We start from the raw sequence: 17,446 nt of genomic DNA on the forward strand, positions 1-17,446 counted from the left end.
CTGAGTAAGGTGGACTGCGAGTAACAGGAACCCGGCGGGGCTCAGCGGGAGGTGTAGCGGCGGAGGCGGCCGATGAGATCGACGGTCGGCAGCTCGCACAGTTCGGCCATGCGCTCCAGCGCCGGCAGGTCGAGCGAGATCTCGCCGGCGCCGTGTTCGCCGGCCCGGCGCAAGCGGTCCTCGGCCCAGCGGCGCAGCGGAAACAAGTCGGCCGGCGCGTCGGCGACGACCTTGCGGAGGTCGACGCGGACCCGGCCGGGCTCGTCGACGAACACCCGGCTGTGCACCTTGGCCAGCAGGTTCTGGGGCAGCTCGTCCATCGCGACGCACAGCTCGACGAGGCGCACCACGGAACACTGCCGGGTGCCCAGTTCGTAGGTGGCCAGCGTCTGCAGCGAGATCTCGCTCTGCAGGTGCTGGTTCAGCTCCTTGCGCGTCCACCCTCGGCTGCGCCGGAGCTTGCGGAGCTCGTCCCCGAGTATCCGCTGGTAGTCCTCAGCGTCGATCAGCACATCAACGTCCCCTGCCGTGCGCTCCTCCGGCACCCGCACGACAGTGACAATTCCCGTGCAGGTGCACCCTCACGTGTATGTAAGTGCGCAGGAGGCCGGGCCTTACGCGAATTCCGGCATGTCTTTGATACCGATTGCGCGAGTTAGTCCGAACGGGGTAACGGCACCGCGTCGACCGGGTCAGTTGACGCAGGGAACGCCCTCGGCGGTGATCGGCTTCTCCTCGTCGGCGCCCGGCGGCGGAGCGGCCTGCGACGTCGCTCCGGCGGCGGCTCCGGCGCCGCTGCCGGCGCTGACGTTCGAGCTCGACGCCTCGTAGTCGGCACCGAGGAACACCGTCACGTGCCCCGCCTGGACGCTCTTGTCCTCCTGGATCGTCGGCGAGCCGCCGAGCGCGTCCGCGACGGCCTGGCCGGCGTCCTTGCCGCCCTTCGGCACCCAGATCACCGTGGTCTTGCGCCCGGTCGCGTTCGCCGTGTCACCGGAGGTGAAGCCCTTGCCTTGGAGGGTCTTGGCGACGCTCGCGGCGAGGCCGGTGCGGCCGGAGGCGTTGCGGACGTCGACCGTGGTCGCCTTGTTCGCGCTGTCGGCCTGCTGGGCGGGCGGCGCCGCCGTGCCGGGCTGCGGTCCGGCGAGCCCCTGCACGAACTGCTTCACCTCGGCCGGGTCGACCTGGATGGCCGAGCCGTCTTCGGGGGTCTTGTAATCGACGTTCTTCACCGGGATGGTGCGGAACTCGAGCTGGCCGCCGGTCAGGCCCTTCATCTGCTGGGCGAACCCGAAGATGTCCCAGTTCTGGTTGAGCACGACCGACTTCTTGATCGCTTCGATCAGGTCGGACAGCTTCGCCGGGCTGGTCAGGGTGCCGGCCGACAGCACCTTGCGGGCCATGCCGGCCATGAACACCTGCTGGCGCACGACGCGGTCGAGGTCGCCGTTCGGCAGGCCGTGGCGCTGCCGGACGAACTCCAGCGCTTCGACGCCGGAGATGGTGTGCTGCCCCTTGCTGAAGTTGGCGCCGGAGTACTGGTCCTTGACGTTGTTGTTCAGGCAGACGTCGACGCCGCCGATGGCCTTGGTGATCTCGCTGAAGCCGAGGAGGTTCACCGCGGCGTAGTTGTCGATGGTCGACCCGGTGAGCTTCTCGACGGTCTCGATCAGCTCCTTCGCCCCGGCCTGGTTGGCCTTGACGTCGAGCTCCTTCGGATCGGTGACGCCCTGCTTCTGCAGGTCCTTGCGGGCCGAGAGCATCGCGCGGGCGTACGCCGAGTTGATCTTGTGCTTGCCGTAGCCGCCGGGGATGTCGACGTAGGTGTCGCGCGGCAGCGAGATCGCGACGGCCTTGCTGCCGTCGTTCGGGATGTGCACGAAGATCAGCGAGTCGGTGTTGAGCTCGCCGTCGGCCACGCCGGCGCGCAGCTGGTCGAGCACTTCGCGCGGCAGCGGGTTGCCCTGGGCGTCGGTGCGGCTGTCGAGGCCGACCAGCAGGATGTCGCGGGCGCCGTCGGCGGGCTTCTCGCCACCGCCGCCGTCGCTGAGCACGTTCGTGTAGTTCAGCCCGTTGACCAGGCCCTGCATGGCCGCCCACGCGTACCCGGTCAGGCCCATCACCAGCAGCGACACGACGGTCAGCGAGATCTTCGCGCCGCGGAAGGAGCGCCGGCGGGGCGGGCGCGGCTGGGGGCGGCGGGGCGGCGGGTCGCCGCGGCGCGCGTCCACCGGCTCGCGGCGGGGTGCGGGGCGGCGCGGCGAGGTGCCGCGCCGGGCGTCGTCCTGGCCTGGCTCGTCCTGCCGGGGCCGGGCGGGGCGGCGGCCGCCTTGCCCGTTCCGAGGCGGGTGGTCCACGCGGGCGACTCCTCACTGCGTTCGAACGGGTGGTGCTAGGGGTTGGGACGCATGGTGCCTTCCCCGGGTTGCGGTAGCGTTACACATCCCCCTCCGGATGTGTCACACGCCACCCAGTTTCCCGCATGGCCACCGGTTACGCCTGGTCAGGACGTCGCATTCACCGGTCGTCTGGCCGCCAGCACCGTGCCGGCGGCGGCGAGCAGGGCGAACGCCGCCGTCACCGCGTGGAGCGTGACGCCGAGTAAGCCGGGGGTGTCCCCGTCGGCGGCGAACAGCAGCGAGGGCGCGCAGGCGAGTGCGGTGGCGAGCCAGGTGCCGGTGGCCGCGCCGGCCCCGATCCGGATCGTGTGCAGCAGGAACACCCCGAGCAGCAGGTGCACCAGGCTCTGGATCGGGTCGAGCCGCAGGCCCAGCAGGTCGGCGTCGGCGGCCACCCCGCCGAAGCGGGTCAGCGCGAAGCCGAAGACGCCGAGCGTCGCGTAGCCGATGCCGAGGCCGGCCGCGGCCCTGGTGAGCACCGCCGTCCCGCGGCCCGGGTGCTCGGCCGCGCGGGGGGCCCGGGCGTCGTGGGTGTGCCGTTCGAACCACCAGAACACCAGGGCGGCGGGCAGCGCGAGCAGTCCCACCGCGACCAGCGTGCGCGGCCGGACCACCCAGCTCAGCCCGTCGGCGATCCGGCCGGGCAGGTGGACGACGGCGACCAGGAGCAGCATCCCGGCGAGGAACGCCAGGTAGAGGCTCATCGGCGCGCGCAGGACGAACCGGCAGGCGCCGGTGACGGCAGGCCGCGCGCCGAGCCGCGCCAGCGGGCCGGCCAGGAGCCCGAGCAGGCCCAGCTGGACCAGGCCGAGCAGCAGCACGCCCCACGGCGGGGCGGAGAACGCCGCCGGGGCGCCCGGGCTGCCGAGCAGGACGGGCGGCCCGCCTCGCAGGACGCTCACCCCGGCGAGGCCCGCAACTCCGGCGAAGGCCACGAAGCCGAACAAACGCCGTGACGGGCGGACGCCGTCGGCGTGCGCGAAGGCGAGTTGCTGGGCGAGGAGCGCGAGCGCGAACGTCGCCGCGTAGCGCGGCAACGGCGAACCGGACCAGTTCGCTGTCACTTCGCCGACGACGACCAGCGCGAGGAGCGCGGCGGCCGCGCTCACCGGCGCCCGGCGGTGCAGCGCCAGCAGCGGGGGCGCGCAGACGATCGTCAGCAGGTAGACCCCGAGCAGCCAGAGCGGGTGCAGCGCGATCCGCATCACCGTGGCCGTCGTCCCCGCCGGGATGCCGAGGAGTTCGAGCGCGAGCGGCGTCAGCAGCGCGACGACCGCGAAGATCGACGCCGGGCGCAGCAGCGCGCCGGCGCGTTCGGCCAGGTAGTGGCGGTAGCCGCCGCCGTCCCGCTGTTCGGCGCGCCAGCCGGCCGCGTTGAGGTGGCCGCCGGCGAAGAAGATCAGCGGGGCCAGCTGGGCGAGCCAGGTCAGCGGCCACAGCGCCGGTTCGGGTGTGCCGGCCCAGTGCGCGAGCGCCGTCACCGATTCGCCGAGCAGCAGGAGGACGACCCCGCCGGCGCCGAGCAGCGCCCACCGGCTCACCGACGCCGGGGCGGCCGCGGGCGCCGGCGCCCGCGGCACGCGGCGGGCGTGCAGCCAGCCGCGCAGCCGGAACACCAGCAGGCAGCCGATCACCAGCACCCCGGCGACCATCGGGCCGATCGGGTCGCCGACCGGCGGGCCCCAGCGCTGGTGCCACGAGTTGACGACCAGCCCGGCCGAATAGAAGGACGCGACGACCCGGCAGGTGACCGCCGAGTTCATCGGGTTGAGGTCGCAGGCGTGATGCATGTCGGCCGAGAGCCGGTCGTCCAGTGCCTCGCGGACCTCCGGGCCGAGCGGGTGGCCCTTGCGGTCGGCGTACCGCAGCAGGTCGTAGCCGAGGTCGTGGGACTTGCACGGCACGGCGTAGTCCCACTTCGTGTTGTCGTCGCCCCACGGCGTCGAGCAGCCGCCGTCCACGTGCACGGCGCGGACCGTGCCGTCGCGGGCCGGCAGCGCGGCCGGGGTGACGCCGCTGAGCGCGGTGAAGTCCTTCGGCAGCCGCGCCAGCGCGTCGGGGTGCGGGCCGGGGTGGACCAGCGCCTCGATCGAGTTCCGCGCGGCGAGCACGTCCCCGGTGGGCGGGCCCTGGTCCGGCGGGGACGGCGGGCGCGAGGCGATCAGCCCGAACGCGAACACGACCAGCAGGACCAGCAGCAGCCAGCCGGACGTCGACCAGGGTCGGCGGACTCGGGGCGGCTCGGTCGGGGCTGGCATGGTTCCCAGGGTGCCAGCCCCGCCGCGGCGCCGACATGGGGCTAACCCGAGGGTTTCCCGGGCTGCCCGAACGGCCGCCCGTTCTTCCCTTCCGCCGCCGGCCCGCCCCCGTGAACAGTGGAGGTGGGGGCGGAACGAGGAGGGCGTGCAGTGGCCTCGACCGATCCCGGCACCGGCCGGCTCGCCGTGCCCGTGGAGAACACGGCGTGCGCGTTGCGCCGGCTCGCCCCCGGCGCCGCTTTGCGCGAACCGCGCACGCCGGAGCTGCGCGTGCTCGCCCGCGCGCTGCTCGGCTGTTCGCCGATGGAGCTGGCGCGCCGCCATCCCGGGCCGGTGGCTCGCGTGGTGCTGGGCGACCAGCTGCGTGCCCTCGACCAGGCGATGACGGGGTTGTTCAGGCCGGACACGCCGGGTCCGGAGGCGGCCCGGCTGGTGCGCGCCGCCCGCTACAGCGGGGCTTGGCGGGCGGGCCGCCGCGCCGGCGCCCTGCTCGACCGGCTGCGGACCGAGCCGGGACTCCGGGCGGCGGCGCTGGGCTGGGCGAACGGCACGGGCCACCGGATCCTGGCCGACGAGCTGCGCGGCGCCCCGGTGGTCCCGGACGGGGAGGACGGGGTGCGAGCCGCGGAGCTGACGGTGGCGGCACTCCTGCCACCGGCCGACTTCGGCGACCCAGGACGGGAGGTCTTGGTGTCGCGGGTCGATGCCGGTGAATGTGAGCCGTCCGGCCCGCTGCCGGGTGATCGCGGGCCGGAGGGTCTGTCGTCGCGGGCCGCCTTTCTCGACGTCCGCTCGGTGCGCGTCGGCGATCATGGCTTCCGCGTCGACATCGACTCCGATCCGCCCGTGGATCTGGTGGACGACCGAGGGGGGCCCACGCTGCGGGCGCTGTGGTGGACCGGCCTCGGCCGGGTGGCCGACGACCTCGGGCACGAGTACCTCCTCCTGGCCAAGGACCCGGCCCGGACCGGGCTCGTGCGGCACTGGTGCCACCCCCGTCCGGCATCCGGCGCCCGGATGCTGCGGCTGGAGTCGGCCGGCTACCGCGGCGAGCGGCTGCGGCTCGACCCGGCGGCGGCGGGCACGTCCGCCGAGGTGCTCGTCAAGTTCGAGCTCACGGTTCGGCTGGGCGGGTAAGGCCGGCGCCCGGCGTGTCCGGGGCGAAGCAGACCTGGTCGCGGCCGTTCTCCTTCGCCAGGTAGACGGCGGCGTCCGCGGAGTGGAGCAGTCGCTCCAAGGTGTCGCCGTGCCGCGGGTGGCGGGCGACACCGATCGACGTCGTCCGGCCCGCGACGGTGGCCGGATCGCCGCGCTTGTCCGTTGTCACGATATGCAGTTTGGCAATCGCTATACGTATTCGCTCGGCGGCGTCCCAGGTCGCCTCTTCGTCGATGTCCGGCAGCAGAATGAGGAATTCCTCGCCGCCGAATCGGCCGACCAAGTCACTGGGTCGCGTCACTTCGTCGAGGGTTTGCGCAACGGTGCGCAGCACGTCGTCGCCCGCCGGATGTCCATAGGTGTCGTTAATCCACTTGAAGTGATCGAGATCGACCATCAGGAGCGCCAGCTGATCGCCTGATCGAGCAGTCCGTTCGAGTGCCCGCTCGGCCGACTCCGACCACCCGCGCATGTTGAGAACGCCGGTTTTCGGGTCCGTCCGGACGTCGTTCTGGAGCTGGTCGAGTTCCGCGAGGCGATTGAAGACCACGGTGGCGACCGCCATCACGACGACCATCGGCGGGACGACGGCAAGCAGAATCGCGGTCACGGCGCCGAGGCCGATGGTGACCGCTTCGAGCAGATTGTCGGCTGGGCTGCCCAGGACGTTACGCAGGGTCGGCTCGGACGAGAGCCCGAGAGCCAGCGCTCCGCCGACGTAGAGGATCTGGATCACTTCGTACACGACGCCGGTCACGACGATGGTGCCCGCCTCGTGCCAGAAGCCGCCCCAGCCGGACTGGCCGAGCAGGTGCGGCCCGAGCGCCTCGTAGGTGAGGTGGGCGACCGCGCCGGCCAGCCCGTGGGTGATCGACGAGAAAATGAAGTTGTGAGCCGGCCGTCGCGCGATGAACCAATGCTGTGTGCGAATGAGGAAAACGATGAGCAGAGTCAGTGGCACCGGCAGGATCAACGCCGCCGAAAACGTCCAGACGGCGGTGAGGTCGATCAGTACCTTTTTGGCGCGATTGCGTCGCCGCTCCTCTTGCCGCTGCGTCAGCTGGATATGCACTGTGGCACCGCAGGCGAGAATGGCGAAATTGATCCAGTCGCGTCCACCGGGAATCGCGGAAAGGCGGAAGGAAACCGTGAGCACGGTGACCGCGACGACCTCGCAGCCGAGCATGAAAGCGATCAGCACCGGCGGGCGGCGCCAGAGCGCCCAGTTGCCGGGCCGATACGGGTGGTCGCGCTCGACCGTCCCAGCCGGACCGCCCGCCGGTCCGGCTGGGACGGTCACCGGTGGCTGCGGGGCTGGTCCCCGTGCCTGCCGCGCGGCCGCCGCGGCGCCGTCGCCGGCCGCCGGGTCGTCGTCTGGTCCGGGATGCAATTGGTCACCTCCTTTCCAGTCTAGCCCGGGGCTTGAGTAATCTCATCGGTACCTGTAAGAGTGTTGACGCATTCCGTAGCCGGGTATCATCCTTCAGTAACAGAACCTCCGGGTTCTCAGCCGAACCGACCGGGAACCCGGCCCAATCGCTTGTTCATGCTTCCCATGACGGAGGTGTCGACCCCATGTCGAACCGCGACTGCTGACTCGAGCGCGAATTACTCGCTGTCCCTGGCTGAATGTCATTCATGATCGATCCTGTACGGAGAGGTGGCGACCGATGTCGAACCGTGACGCCTGAAACCCGGCGAGAAACCGTTCATGACAACCGTGGCTCCGGTTCTGTCCCGCCCACCCGGCGCCAGGCCAGCGCGACTGGGACGGCCACCAGCAGCCCCACGGCTCCGGCGAGCGCGATGGTCGTGTTCACGGACCCGACTCCCTGGGCCACCAGTCCGCCGATGCCGACGCCCACACCCTGGGCGACCCGCAGCCCGGTCCGGTACAGCCCGCCGGCGCTGCCCCGGATGTCGTTGGGCACCCACGTGAGGAACGTGGCCGACACCGTGATGACGTACGCACCGGTCGCACCGGCCAGCGCGAGCAGGACCAGCGCGAGCGCCAGGTTCGGCCGCAGCGCGAACGCCGCGAGCGCGGCCAGCGGCAGCGCGGCCAGCACTCCCAGCAGCTTGCGGCGGTGCTCCGTCGAGACGAACCGCGAAAGCACGAACGTGCCGATCACGAAGCCCAGCGGGTCGGCGGCCAGTAGCCAGCCGACCGCCTGGTCGCCCGCGCCCAGCTGCGCGGCGAGTGGCGCGGCGAGGCCCTCCGGGATCACCGCGAGGCCGACGAGCCAGGACAGGTAGAGCAGCACCCGCAGCCGTTCGTCGCCGAAAACCTGCCGGACGGCGCCGAACCACGGCGCGGCCCCGTCCCCCGCGGCCGGCCGCCGCAGCACCAGCAGCCGCACCACGACGGCGGCGACCAGGAACGTCAGCGCGTCGATCGCCAGCGCCCACGACGTGCCGATGGTGGTGACGAGCAGGCCGCCGGCGGCCAGGCCGGCCAGCATCGCGGTGTTGTTCGTGATCCCGCGCAGATCCTGGCTCTGCAGGTAGACGTCGTCGTCGGCGAAGATCTCGCGGCCGAGCGCGTTCTGTGCCGCGTTGCCCGGCGCGTTCGCCAGCCGGGCGAAGACGAACAGCACGAACAGCCAGCCCATCGGCGTCCCGGGCAAGGCCATCAGCCCGATCAGCACGGCCTGGGCGAGCGAGCCGGACACCAGCACCGCGCGCCGGGGGAACCGGTCGGCCAGCTGGGACAGCCCGAGCCCGCCGGCGAGGGCGGGCAGGAAGGTCAGCGCGTAGACGACGGCCGAGAGCAGCGGCGATCCGGTCCGGTCGAAGATCAGGATGGCCAGCGCGACGATGGTCAGCTGGTCGCCGAGCATCGACTGCGTTTCGGCGAACCACAGCGCGCGGAACTCGCGGTTGGCCAGGACGGCCCGGAGCCGCGGGGTCGCGCGTGTCGCCACCTCGTAACCACCGTCCCCCGATCGAGTGAACATGGACCGTCGGCATTGTGCCTCGCCAGTGACGACCCCGTCCGGGGGAGTCACGGTCGGCCCTCCCGGAAGCACTAACAGTATGCCGCCGGCTACGCCCCGATGTCCTCGGAACGCGCTTCCTCATCCTCGGAGAGCCGATCGGATGACCCTCACCGGCCAGGGGCAACCGGTGGCCGTGACCGGCGCGCGGGGGTACCTCCGGGCTGATCGAACCGGACTCGCTCGGCGCAGCGCGGCCGCCGCTCGTCGTCGGGACGATGCCCCGTTCGACCGAATGGGCCAAGACTGGACGGAGAGCCGGCCGGGGTGGACGGCCGCGCGCCGCCGGGCGCCGCAAAGCGGGGAGAAGACGATGGACGGGTTGATGCAGGGCAAGGCGGTCGTGGTGACCGGCGCCGGGCGGGGGCTGGGTGAGGCGTTCGCGGTGCACGTCGCGCGGGCGGGCGGGTCGGTGGTCGTCAACGACATCGACGTCGAGCTGGCCGAGCGGACGGCGGAGAACATCCGGGCGCACGGCGGCCAGGCCGTGGCCAGCGGGCACACCGTGGCCGACGCCGGTGAGGCGCAGGAGATCGTCGAGCTGTGCGTCAAAGAGTTCGGGGGGATTGACGGCCTGGTCAACAACGCCGGGCTGAACTACGAGGCGCTGCCGTGGGAGGACGACTTCGAGCAGGCCCGCGAGCTGATCCAGGTCAACGTCCTCGGCGTGGTGAACACCGGACTGGCCGCGATCAAGGCGATGGTCGACGCGGGCACCGGCGGCTCGATCGTCAACATCTCCTCGGGCGCTTCGCTCGGGCAGCGCAAGCTCGGCGTGTACGCGGCGAGCAAGGGCGCGGTCGCGTCGCTGACCTACTCGTGGGCGCTCGACCTCGAGGAAGCCGGGATCCGCGTCAACGCCCTCTGCCCCCTCGCGCACACGCGGATGGTGTGGAAGTCCGAACGCTCCCTGCGCGCCTGCCCGCCGGACCGCACGCCGGCGCGGATCGCGCCGGTCGTGCTGTTCCTGCTCGGCGACGGCTCACACGGCATCACCGGCCAGATGATCCGGTGCAACGGCCCGCAGCTGCACATCATGGGTCAGCCGTTCCTCAAGCAGCCGATCCTCGAGCGCCCGGTCTGGGACACCGAGACCGTGCAGAAGGCGTTCGACGAGGTGTTTTCCGCCCACCTCGAGAACTACGGCCTCGAGAAGCGCGTCCCACCGCGACTGCGCAAGTGGACCGACACTTCGCCCCGCACCGCCTAACCACTTTGTGTTTCAAAGCCGAGCTTTCGCTAGGAAAGATGCGTCCGGAGGCCCTTCAGACGCATCTTTCCTAGCGAAAGTGGCGAGTTGGGCTACGAGCCGGCCGCCGGTTCGGGGTCTCGCGCCGCCGCGTAGAGGCTTTCGATGGCGGCCGAGTACCGGTCGTTGATGACCCGGCGCTTGAGCTTGAGCGTCGGCGTCAGCTCGCCGGACTCGGGCGTCCACGACTTCGGTAGCACGTGGTAGCGCTTGATCTGCTCGATCCGCGCCAGCCTGCTGTTGGCCGACTCGACCGCGCGCTCCAGCTCGGCCCGGACCGCCGGGTGCTCGGCCAGTTCGCCGGGCGCGGCCTCGACGCCGTTCGCCGCGGCCCAGCCGGGGGCGATTTCGTCGTCGAGGACGAGCAGCGCCGTCACGTACGGCCGGTCGTCGCCGATCGCGACCGCCTGGCCGATCAGCGGGTGCTCCTTGAGCAGCCCCTCGACGCGGGTCGGCGCGATGTTCTTGCCGCTCGAGGTGATGATCAGTTCCTTCTTGCGGTCGGTGATCGTCACGAAGCCGTCTTCGTCGATCGTGCCGATGTCGCCGGTGGCGTACCAGCCGTCGGCGTCGGTCGCGTCGGCGATCGTGCCGTCCTCCTGCAGGTAGCCGAGGAACACGATCGGGCCGCGCACCAGGAGCTCGCCGTCGTCGGCGACACGCACTTCGACGTCGGCGATCGGCTTGCCGACGGTGCCCGCGCGGAACGACTCGCCGGAGTTGGACGTCGCCGCGCCGGTCGTCTCCGACAGGCCCCAGACCTCGCAGATCTCGATGCCGAGGCCGGCCAGGAAGTAGATGATCTCCACCGGCAGGGCGGCCGCGCCGCTGGAGGCGACGAGCACCTTGTCCAGCCCGAGCAGCGCGCGCACCGGCGCCAGCGCGGCTTCGTCGGTCTGCCTGATCTGCTCGGCCAGCTCGGCCGGCACCGGCTTCCCGGCGCTGCGCAGCTTGTAGCCCTGCTGCAGCAGGTCGTTCGCCCGCAGCAACGCCGTGCGCCGGTCTTCCGGCACGCCGCCGAGCATGTTCTTCAGCCCGGCGACCATCTTCTCCCACACTCGCGGCACGCCGAAGAAGCTCTGCGGGTGCACCTTGCCGAGCGCGCCGACGACCCCCGTCGGGTCGGCGAGGGTGTGCACGTGGCCGGCCCACACGATCGGCAGGTAGATCGACAGCTCCCGCTCGGCGATGTGCGCGAGCGGCAGGTACGCGATGTTGGTCGCGTGCATCGGCGGGTGGTGCAGCTCCGTGACCGCGTACGCCTGGTGGATCGCGTTGCGGTGCGACAGCACGACGCCCTTCGGGTCGCCGGTCGTGCCGGAGGTGTAGATCATGGACAGCGGGTCGTCGGGCTTGATGTCCTGCCAGGACCGCTCGAACGCGCCGGGGTCGGCGGCAAGCGCTTCCCGGCCGCGGTCCCGGAGCGTGGCGAGGGAGAGGAAGCGGTCGTCGCCTTCGGGGATCGCGGTCTCGTCCATGACGACGACGTGGCGCAGCGCCGGGAGGTCGTCGAGCACCGGCCGCCAGCGCGCCAGCTCGTTCTCCCCGCCGAGCACCACGACCGGCGCCGCGCTGTGCCGCGCGACGAACCCGATCTGGTCCGGGCTGAGCGTGGCGTAGGCAGTGCACGGGATCGCGGACAGGTGCGTCGCGGCGAGGTCGGCGATGATGTGGTCCGGGCACCCGGGCGCCATGATCAGCAGGCGATCACGCGGGGCGAGCCCGAGCCCGGCCAGGCCGCGGGACACCTCGGCGATCGCGGTGCGGAACTCCAGCCAGGTCAGCGTCGGCTGCCCGTCGATGTCGAGCGAGGTGATCGCCGGCAGGTCGGGGTACTCGACCGCGTTGCGGTGCAGCAACCGCGGGATCGTCTGGCCTTCGGTCTGCTCGGCGACGGACGGGGTGGTCAACGCTGGCCTCCTCGGTGCTCCGGTTGGCCACACTGTAGGGGCTCCCGGGCCGGGTGGATAGAGAATCGCGGCCAGGTCGGGCGTCCCCTTCACGCGGTCGCCCGCGGTCAGGGGCCCACGATTGTCCACAATGTACTCGACGGTGGGCGGCGAACCGCGCTTGAATGGGCACAGTCACTTGAATCGCACAGTCATGTCCGGTGGACACACAGGGGGATCCGATGACCCGGTCGGCTCGCGAACTGCTCGACAGGATCCAGGCCGAACTCGCGCCGCGCGACGGCGACAACCGGCTGGTGCCGCTGATCACCGCGGGCCGCGCGCCGCGGGCGGTCTTCGCCGCGCTCGCCGCGGAGGAGAAGCTGATCACGCTCAGCGACTGGCGGAGCTTCCACGCGCTGGCCGCCCGGGCCGACGAGCCGCACGCGCGCACCTTCTTCGGCGGTCTCGCGCCGGGCGAGCAGCAGGCCAACGGGATGCTCGACGCGTTGATCAAGGCGGTTGGTCCGGACCACGGGAAGGAGCGGCCGCGCGCGGGCTGCCAGGCTTACCCGGCCTACGTCGCGTGGCTCGCGCTGAACGGCGAGTCGTCGGCGACCGCGGCCGGGATCTTCGCGAACTTCGCCGCCTTCGGCCGGTACTGCGCGGACGTCGCCGCCGGCATGCGCGCGCACTACGGATTCGCCGACGACGCGTGCGCGTTCTTCGACTTCTTCGCCGCGGACGTTCCCGAAATAGCGGAACAAGCGCTCGCCGCGGTCCAAGCCGGCCTCGACACGCACCGGCTCGACGAACGCGAGGCGCACCGCTGCGCCCGGCTGTTCCAGAGCTACGAACTGCTCTTCTGGAACACCCTCGCCGACGAGTTCCCGGGCTGACGCCCGCCGCGGGGTGGAACCGGTGCCGGCGCCAGGAGGGCGGTGAGACCACCGCGGTTGCGGAATAGCGGGACTTTCGGCGTCCTATCCGGTGAATCCGTGGCCGGGAAGGCGAATACCGGGTACTTTCGCTTCGGGGGAGCTGTCCGACCCGAACGAAGTGGCGATGAGCCGCTCCGGCCGTGAACTCGTGATGTTTCTCACCGAACGCTTCGCCGCTGTCGTACGTAGCGACGTCGCCGCCGGCGACCGGCGGGACGGCCACCGCTCCCGGCCTGCACCCGGTGCCGCGGAACGGAAGCCGGGCTGGGACGAACGTCACGACTTCCGGTGGTGGACTTTCCAAGCGCAGGCAGTGAGTGTGGAGGGGTCACCCTTCCAAGATCACGTTATCGCCTCGGACTTGACGCGCCCTGGAGCGCTGCCTAACGTCGTCGCGGGCGAAGCAGACCACGGTGGATGTTGATCCGGCTGGTCGGAATCCGGGTGTTGAGCGCCTCGGGCGACCCGAAACCATGTACTGCCGGAAGGAAAACGGACCCAGGTGAAGCAGATTTCTCTTCGACGCAACCGGGGATCCTCGATTCGGAAGCGCGTGCTCACGATCGCGCTCATCCCCAGTGTGGCCCTGCTGCTGGTCGGTGTGGCGCTCGCGGGCTACCTCATCTACGACGCGGTCACGGGGCGTGACTACACCAACCGGATCCGGGGCTCGGAAGCCCCGTCGGTCCCGTTCCTGGCCATGCTGCAGCAGGAGCGCCAGGGCACGCTGAGCCTGCTCGCGGGCCAGGGCAACCAGCGAGCCGTGCTCGCGTCCGTCCGCCCGAAGACGGACCAGGCCGCCGCGAAGACGATCGAGTACCTCAGGGACAACTTCGCCGACTACAACGACACCCCGCCGAGCGTCCTGCGGAACATCACCACGTTCTTCGGCTTGTTCCAGCAGCTGCCGCAGACCCGCCAGGCGGTCGACAGCGGTCAGATCCAGATCAGCCAGGCCTTCGCCTACTACAACAAGATGATCGACCAGTTCACCGACGGCGTGGCCGGGCTGGCCCAGAACGCGCGAGGCGCCCAGAACGCGTTCGACCGCCTGACCGCCATCCCGTTGTTCACCGCGGCGGACCAGATGCAGCGCAGTGACGCGCTCGCCGCCGCGGGGCTGGCCGCCGGTGGGCTGACCAACGACGACTTCCGCACCTACGTCGGTCAGGTCGGCGCCTACCACGCGCAGCTCGACGCGTCGGCGCCGAAGATGATCCCCGAGGTCAAGGCGAAGTACGACCAGCTGATGGCGAGCCAGCCGTGGCAGACCGTGAACCAGGTCGAGACCGCGTTCCTGCGCGGCGACCTGAGCAAGCTGCCGGTCGCCCAGGACCAGTGGCGCACCGCCGCCCGGCAGGTCGGCGACGCGCTGATGGGCATCTTCATCACGCAGAGCTCGAACGCGAGCCAGGCGGCGATCGACGACGCGGACTCGACGTTCACCGAGTCGCTGATCGCCGGTGTGATCGCGGTCCTGTTCGCGGTCTTCGTGGTGTTCGTCGCCGTCCGGCTGTCGAACCGGCTCATCGGCCGGCTGCACCGGCTGCGCGAGGACACCCTCGACGCGGCCGAGGTCCGGCTGCCCGAGCTGGTCGCCAGGGTCCGGGCGGGCGAGCCCGTCGACCTCGAAGAGGGCGGTCACTTCCTCGACCACGGCACCGACGAGATCGGCCAGGTCGCCGACGCGTTCAACAAGGCGCAGCAGACGGCCATCGCGGCCGCCATCGACGAGGCGAAGGTCAGGGAGGGCACCAAGACGGTGTTCCTCAACATCGCCCACCGCAGCCAGGTCATCGTGCACCGCCAGCTCAAGGTGCTCGACCAGGCCGAGCGCAAGCAGGAGGACCCGGACCAGCTGGACACGCTGTTCCAGCTCGACCACCTCTCCACCCGCGCCCGCCGCAACGCCGAGAACCTGATCATCCTCGGCGGCGGGCAGCCGGGCCGGCAGTGGCGCAACCCGGTCGGGCTGGCCGAGCTGGTCCGCGGCGCGTCCGCCGAGACCGAGGACTTCGCCAGGGTCAAGACGGCGGTGCTGCCGCAGATCGCCGTCCGCGGCCCGGTCGTCGGCGACCTCGTGCACCTGCTCGCCGAGCTGATCGACAACGCGACGTCGTTCTCGCCGCCGCAGTCGCGGGTCGAGATCCGCGGCAACGTGGTCGGCAAGGGCGTCGTGATCGAGGTCGAGGACCAGGGCCTCGGGCTCGAGCCGGACCAGACCGAAGAGATCAACGTGATGCTGGCCGACCCGCCGGACTTCGGCATCATGGCGCTGTCCGACGAGCCGCGCCTCGGCCTGTTCGTGGTCGCGCGGCTGGCCGCGCGCCACGGCATCCAGGTGCACCTGCGCGAGTCGGCCTACGGTGGCACCCGCGCCATCGTGCTGGTGCGCACCGACCTGTTGGCTCCATTGGCGGAGTCCGAGCCGGAGCAGCCGATCACGCCGCCGAAGCCGGAGCTCGTGCCCAACCCGGTCGAGCCGGAGCCGGTGAACGACGAGGTCATGCCGCTCAAGCGGCCGCAACGCCGCCCGGCCCGGCACCGCACCGATCCGCCCGCGCCGCCGGCGCCCGTGACGGCGCCCGCCGCCGTGCCGCCGCCGCCCGTGGCCGCGCCTCCGCCGGCCCCGGCGCAACCGCCGTCCGTGCCGACGCCGGTCCCGGTCGGGGCCGTCTCGGAGCCGGTGAGCCAGCCGACCCAGGCGCAGCCGGTGGCCTCGGTCCGGCCGCCCGCGCCGCCCGCCCGGACCTCGCGTCCGGCCCGGCCGGGCGCGCAGCAGCCGGTGTGGCCGCCACAGGAGCCACGGTCCTCGGCGTCCGACGGACGGCCGCAGCAGCCGCGCCGCCCGGAGGCGCCCGGCCGGCCGCCGCTGCCCCAACGGCGACGTCAGCAGAGCCTCGTGCCCCAGTTGCGGGAAGATAAGCCCGTGGCCGCGGAACGGGAAGAAGTCAGGCTGGATTCGCCCGAGATCGCCCGCAGCAGGCTGTCCGCCTTCCAGCAGGGCACCCGCCGGGCCCGCGACGAAGAGTTTTCCGAGAACGACGACAGGTACGGAGAGCGCGAGTAATGGTCAACTCAGGCGCCCACGAGCTCGACTGGCTACTGGACGACCTCGTCAAACGGGTCGCCGGGGCGGACCGGGCGGTGGTCCTGTCCTCGGACGGCCTGCTCATCGGACGGTCCGGCAACCTCTCCGAAGAGGACGCCGAACACCTGTCCGCGGTGGCTTCGGCGTTCCAGAGCCTGGCCCGCGGCACCGGACGGCACTTCGGTGGCGGCAACGTCCGCCAGACGATGGTCGAGATGGACCACGCGTTCCTGTTCGTGACGGCGGCCGGGCGGGGCGCCTGCCTCGCCCTGCTGGCCCGCGAGGACGCCGACATGGGGCTGGTCGCGTACGAGATGAACCTCATGGTGAAGCGGGTCGGACAGGTGCTCACCTCGGCTCCGCGGACCGGCGCCGGCGTCCAGCCCACGTCGCCATGAGCGCACGGCACGAAGCCTGGTTCGACGACGAGGCCGGCCCGCTGGTCCGGTCGTACGCGGTCACGGGCGGCCGCACCCGGTCGGACACGCTCGGGCTCGACCTCATCACGCTCGTCGTCGCGCTGCGGACCGCGCACGAAGCGGGCATGCTCGAACCGGAGTACGCGCGCATCATCGCCTTGTGCCAGCGGCCGGTCTCGGTGGCCGAGGTGGCCGCGCGGGTGGATCTCCCGCTGCCCGTGGTGAAGGTGATGCTGAGCGATCTCATCGAGCAGAACCTGGTGCTGTTCCGTACCGCGGCGCCGGTGAACGAAACCCCCAACAAACACGTACTCCAGGCGGTTCTTGATGGCATCCGGAAACTCTGATCCCCGGCGGAACCTGACCGCTACCGCGGTCAAGGTGCTGATCGCCGGCGGCTTCGGGGTGGGCAAGACCACGATGGTCGGTTCGGTGAGCGAAGTGCCGCCGCTGCGCACCGAAGAAGTCATCACGACCGCGTCCGAGGGCGTGGACGACCTGTCGGGGGTCGAGCAGAAGACCACCACGACGGTCGCGCTCGACTTCGGCCGCATCACGATCAACCCCGACCTGATCCTCTACCTGTTCGGCACGCCCGGGCAGGACCGGTTCTGGTTCATGTGGGACGAGCTGGCGGAGGGCGCGCTCGGCGCCGTCGTGCTGGCCGACACCCGGCGGCTCGACAGCTGCTTCGCGGCGGTGGACTTCTTCGAGCGTCGCAACCTGCCGTTCGTCGTCGGCGTGAACTGCTTCGACGGCGCGTACCGCTACGGCACCGAGGAGGTCCGGCAGGCGCTCGACGTCGGCATGGACGTCCCGCTGCTGCTGTGCGACGCGCGGGAGCGCGAGTCGACGAAGCAGGTGCTGACCAGCCTGATGGAACACGTGATGGCGCGGTCCGACCTCGCGGCCGCCCAAGGCGGCTACTGACCGGACCCCCGGGACCCCGAAGTCCGTGAATGTCGCATTGAGGGAGAACCGGATGCCTTCGGCGAGCCGGTTCCACACCGACTCCTTGAACGGCGTCCGCGCGTGCTCCTTGACGG

General features: G+C 71.4%; 13 protein-coding genes. 7 read left to right on the forward strand and 6 right to left on the reverse strand.

Going from position 1 to position 17,446, the window contains the following annotated elements; all coding sequences use genetic code 11:
* Nucleotides 1-41 precede the first annotated feature (41 nt).
* From AB0M82_RS15375 to AB0M82_RS15385, 3 genes are all read right to left on the reverse strand, one after another.
* Nucleotides 42-512, reverse strand: a complete 471-nt coding sequence (locus AB0M82_RS15375) for a helix-turn-helix domain-containing protein (RefSeq protein WP_364721833.1) — start codon at nucleotides 510-512, stop codon at nucleotides 42-44.
* Between the two features lie 180 nt (nucleotides 513-692).
* Nucleotides 693-2,357 (reverse strand): LCP family protein, encoded by a 1,665-nt coding sequence (locus tag AB0M82_RS15380; RefSeq protein ID WP_364721835.1) that lies wholly within the window; start codon nucleotides 2,355-2,357, stop codon nucleotides 693-695.
* A gap of 146 nt (nucleotides 2,358-2,503) precedes the next feature.
* Nucleotides 2,504-4,657, reverse strand: a complete 2,154-nt coding sequence (locus AB0M82_RS15385) for a phospholipase A2 (protein WP_364721837.1) — start codon at nucleotides 4,655-4,657, stop codon at nucleotides 2,504-2,506.
* 150 nt (nucleotides 4,658-4,807) lie between these two features.
* Here AB0M82_RS15385 and AB0M82_RS15390 point away from each other — a divergent pair, with 150 nt between their 5' ends.
* A complete protein-coding gene (locus AB0M82_RS15390; protein ID WP_364721838.1) occupies nucleotides 4,808-5,794 on the forward strand; it encodes a hypothetical protein in 987 nt (328 codons plus the stop codon).
* Here the strand turns inward: AB0M82_RS15390 and AB0M82_RS15395 are convergent.
* Nucleotides 5,772-7,001, reverse strand: a complete 1,230-nt coding sequence (locus AB0M82_RS15395) for a GGDEF domain-containing protein (protein WP_364722029.1) — start codon at nucleotides 6,999-7,001, stop codon at nucleotides 5,772-5,774. The genes AB0M82_RS15390 and AB0M82_RS15395 overlap by 23 nt on opposite strands.
* Before the next feature lie 523 nt (nucleotides 7,002-7,524).
* The gene (locus tag AB0M82_RS15400; protein ID WP_364721840.1) at nucleotides 7,525-8,772 is read right to left on the reverse strand and encodes an MFS transporter; all 1,248 of its coding nucleotides are present in this window, start codon (nucleotides 8,770-8,772) and stop codon (nucleotides 7,525-7,527) included.
* A 352-nt stretch (nucleotides 8,773-9,124) separates the two neighbouring features.
* On the opposite strand from AB0M82_RS15400, the gene AB0M82_RS15405 reads away from it, so the two are divergent.
* On the forward strand, nucleotides 9,125-10,021 hold the full coding sequence (locus tag AB0M82_RS15405; RefSeq protein WP_364721842.1) for an SDR family oxidoreductase: 897 nt from the start codon (nucleotides 9,125-9,127) through the stop codon (nucleotides 10,019-10,021).
* 92 nt (nucleotides 10,022-10,113) lie between these two features.
* Here AB0M82_RS15405 and AB0M82_RS15410 read toward each other — a convergent pair whose 3' ends face one another.
* Complete coding sequence (locus AB0M82_RS15410) at nucleotides 10,114-11,970, reverse strand: AMP-dependent synthetase/ligase (protein WP_364721844.1); 1,857 nt, start codon at nucleotides 11,968-11,970, stop codon at nucleotides 10,114-10,116.
* Between the two features lie 221 nt (nucleotides 11,971-12,191).
* On the opposite strand from AB0M82_RS15410, the gene AB0M82_RS15415 reads away from it, so the two are divergent.
* From AB0M82_RS15415 to AB0M82_RS15435, 5 genes are all read left to right on the forward strand, one after another.
* A complete protein-coding gene (locus AB0M82_RS15415; protein WP_364721845.1) occupies nucleotides 12,192-12,848 on the forward strand; it encodes a transcriptional regulator in 657 nt (218 codons plus the stop codon).
* Nucleotides 12,849-13,443: 595 nt separating this feature from the next.
* Complete coding sequence (locus tag AB0M82_RS15420; RefSeq protein WP_364721847.1) at nucleotides 13,444-15,960, forward strand: nitrate- and nitrite sensing domain-containing protein; 2,517 nt, start codon at nucleotides 13,444-13,446, stop codon at nucleotides 15,958-15,960.
* Nucleotides 15,960-16,379 (forward strand): roadblock/LC7 domain-containing protein, encoded by a 420-nt coding sequence (locus tag AB0M82_RS15425; RefSeq protein ID WP_004561732.1) that lies wholly within the window; start codon nucleotides 15,960-15,962, stop codon nucleotides 16,377-16,379. Before AB0M82_RS15420 ends, AB0M82_RS15425 begins: the two co-directional genes overlap by 1 nt.
* Nucleotides 16,376-16,747: a DUF742 domain-containing protein gene (locus AB0M82_RS15430; protein ID WP_364721849.1), complete on the forward strand. Its 372-nt coding sequence runs from the start codon at nucleotides 16,376-16,378 to the stop codon at nucleotides 16,745-16,747. Before AB0M82_RS15425 ends, AB0M82_RS15430 begins: the two co-directional genes overlap by 4 nt.
* The gene (locus tag AB0M82_RS15435; protein ID WP_004561734.1) at nucleotides 16,728-17,330 is read left to right on the forward strand and encodes an ATP/GTP-binding protein; all 603 of its coding nucleotides are present in this window, start codon (nucleotides 16,728-16,730) and stop codon (nucleotides 17,328-17,330) included. The genes AB0M82_RS15430 and AB0M82_RS15435 overlap by 20 nt, the downstream gene beginning before the upstream one ends.
* Nucleotides 17,331-17,446 lie beyond the last annotated feature (116 nt).

Source organism: Amycolatopsis sp. NPDC051128 (genome assembly GCF_040682715.1).
Classification (GTDB): Bacteria; Actinomycetota; Actinomycetes; order Mycobacteriales; family Pseudonocardiaceae; genus Amycolatopsis.

What these genes read in the sequence shown, in the direction of transcription:
- AB0M82_RS15430 (WP_364721849.1), top strand. Translation starts at nt 16,376, where the DNA reads ATGAGCGCACGGCACGAAGCCTGGTTCGACGACGAGGCCGGCCCGCTG.
- AB0M82_RS15395 (WP_364722029.1), bottom strand. Translation starts at nt 7,001, where the DNA reads ATGCTCGGCTGCGAGGTCGTCGCGGTCACCGTGCTCACGGTTTCCTTC.
- AB0M82_RS15435 (WP_004561734.1), top strand. Translation starts at nt 16,728, where the DNA reads ATGGCATCCGGAAACTCTGATCCCCGGCGGAACCTGACCGCTACCGCG.
- AB0M82_RS15405 (WP_364721842.1), top strand. Translation starts at nt 9,125, where the DNA reads ATGGACGGGTTGATGCAGGGCAAGGCGGTCGTGGTGACCGGCGCCGGG.
- AB0M82_RS15385 (WP_364721837.1), bottom strand. Translation starts at nt 4,657, where the DNA reads ATGCCAGCCCCGACCGAGCCGCCCCGAGTCCGCCGACCCTGGTCGACG.
- AB0M82_RS15415 (WP_364721845.1), top strand. Translation starts at nt 12,192, where the DNA reads ATGACCCGGTCGGCTCGCGAACTGCTCGACAGGATCCAGGCCGAACTC.
- AB0M82_RS15425 (WP_004561732.1), top strand. Translation starts at nt 15,960, where the DNA reads ATGGTCAACTCAGGCGCCCACGAGCTCGACTGGCTACTGGACGACCTC.
- AB0M82_RS15400 (WP_364721840.1), bottom strand. Translation starts at nt 8,772, where the DNA reads ATGTTCACTCGATCGGGGGACGGTGGTTACGAGGTGGCGACACGCGCG.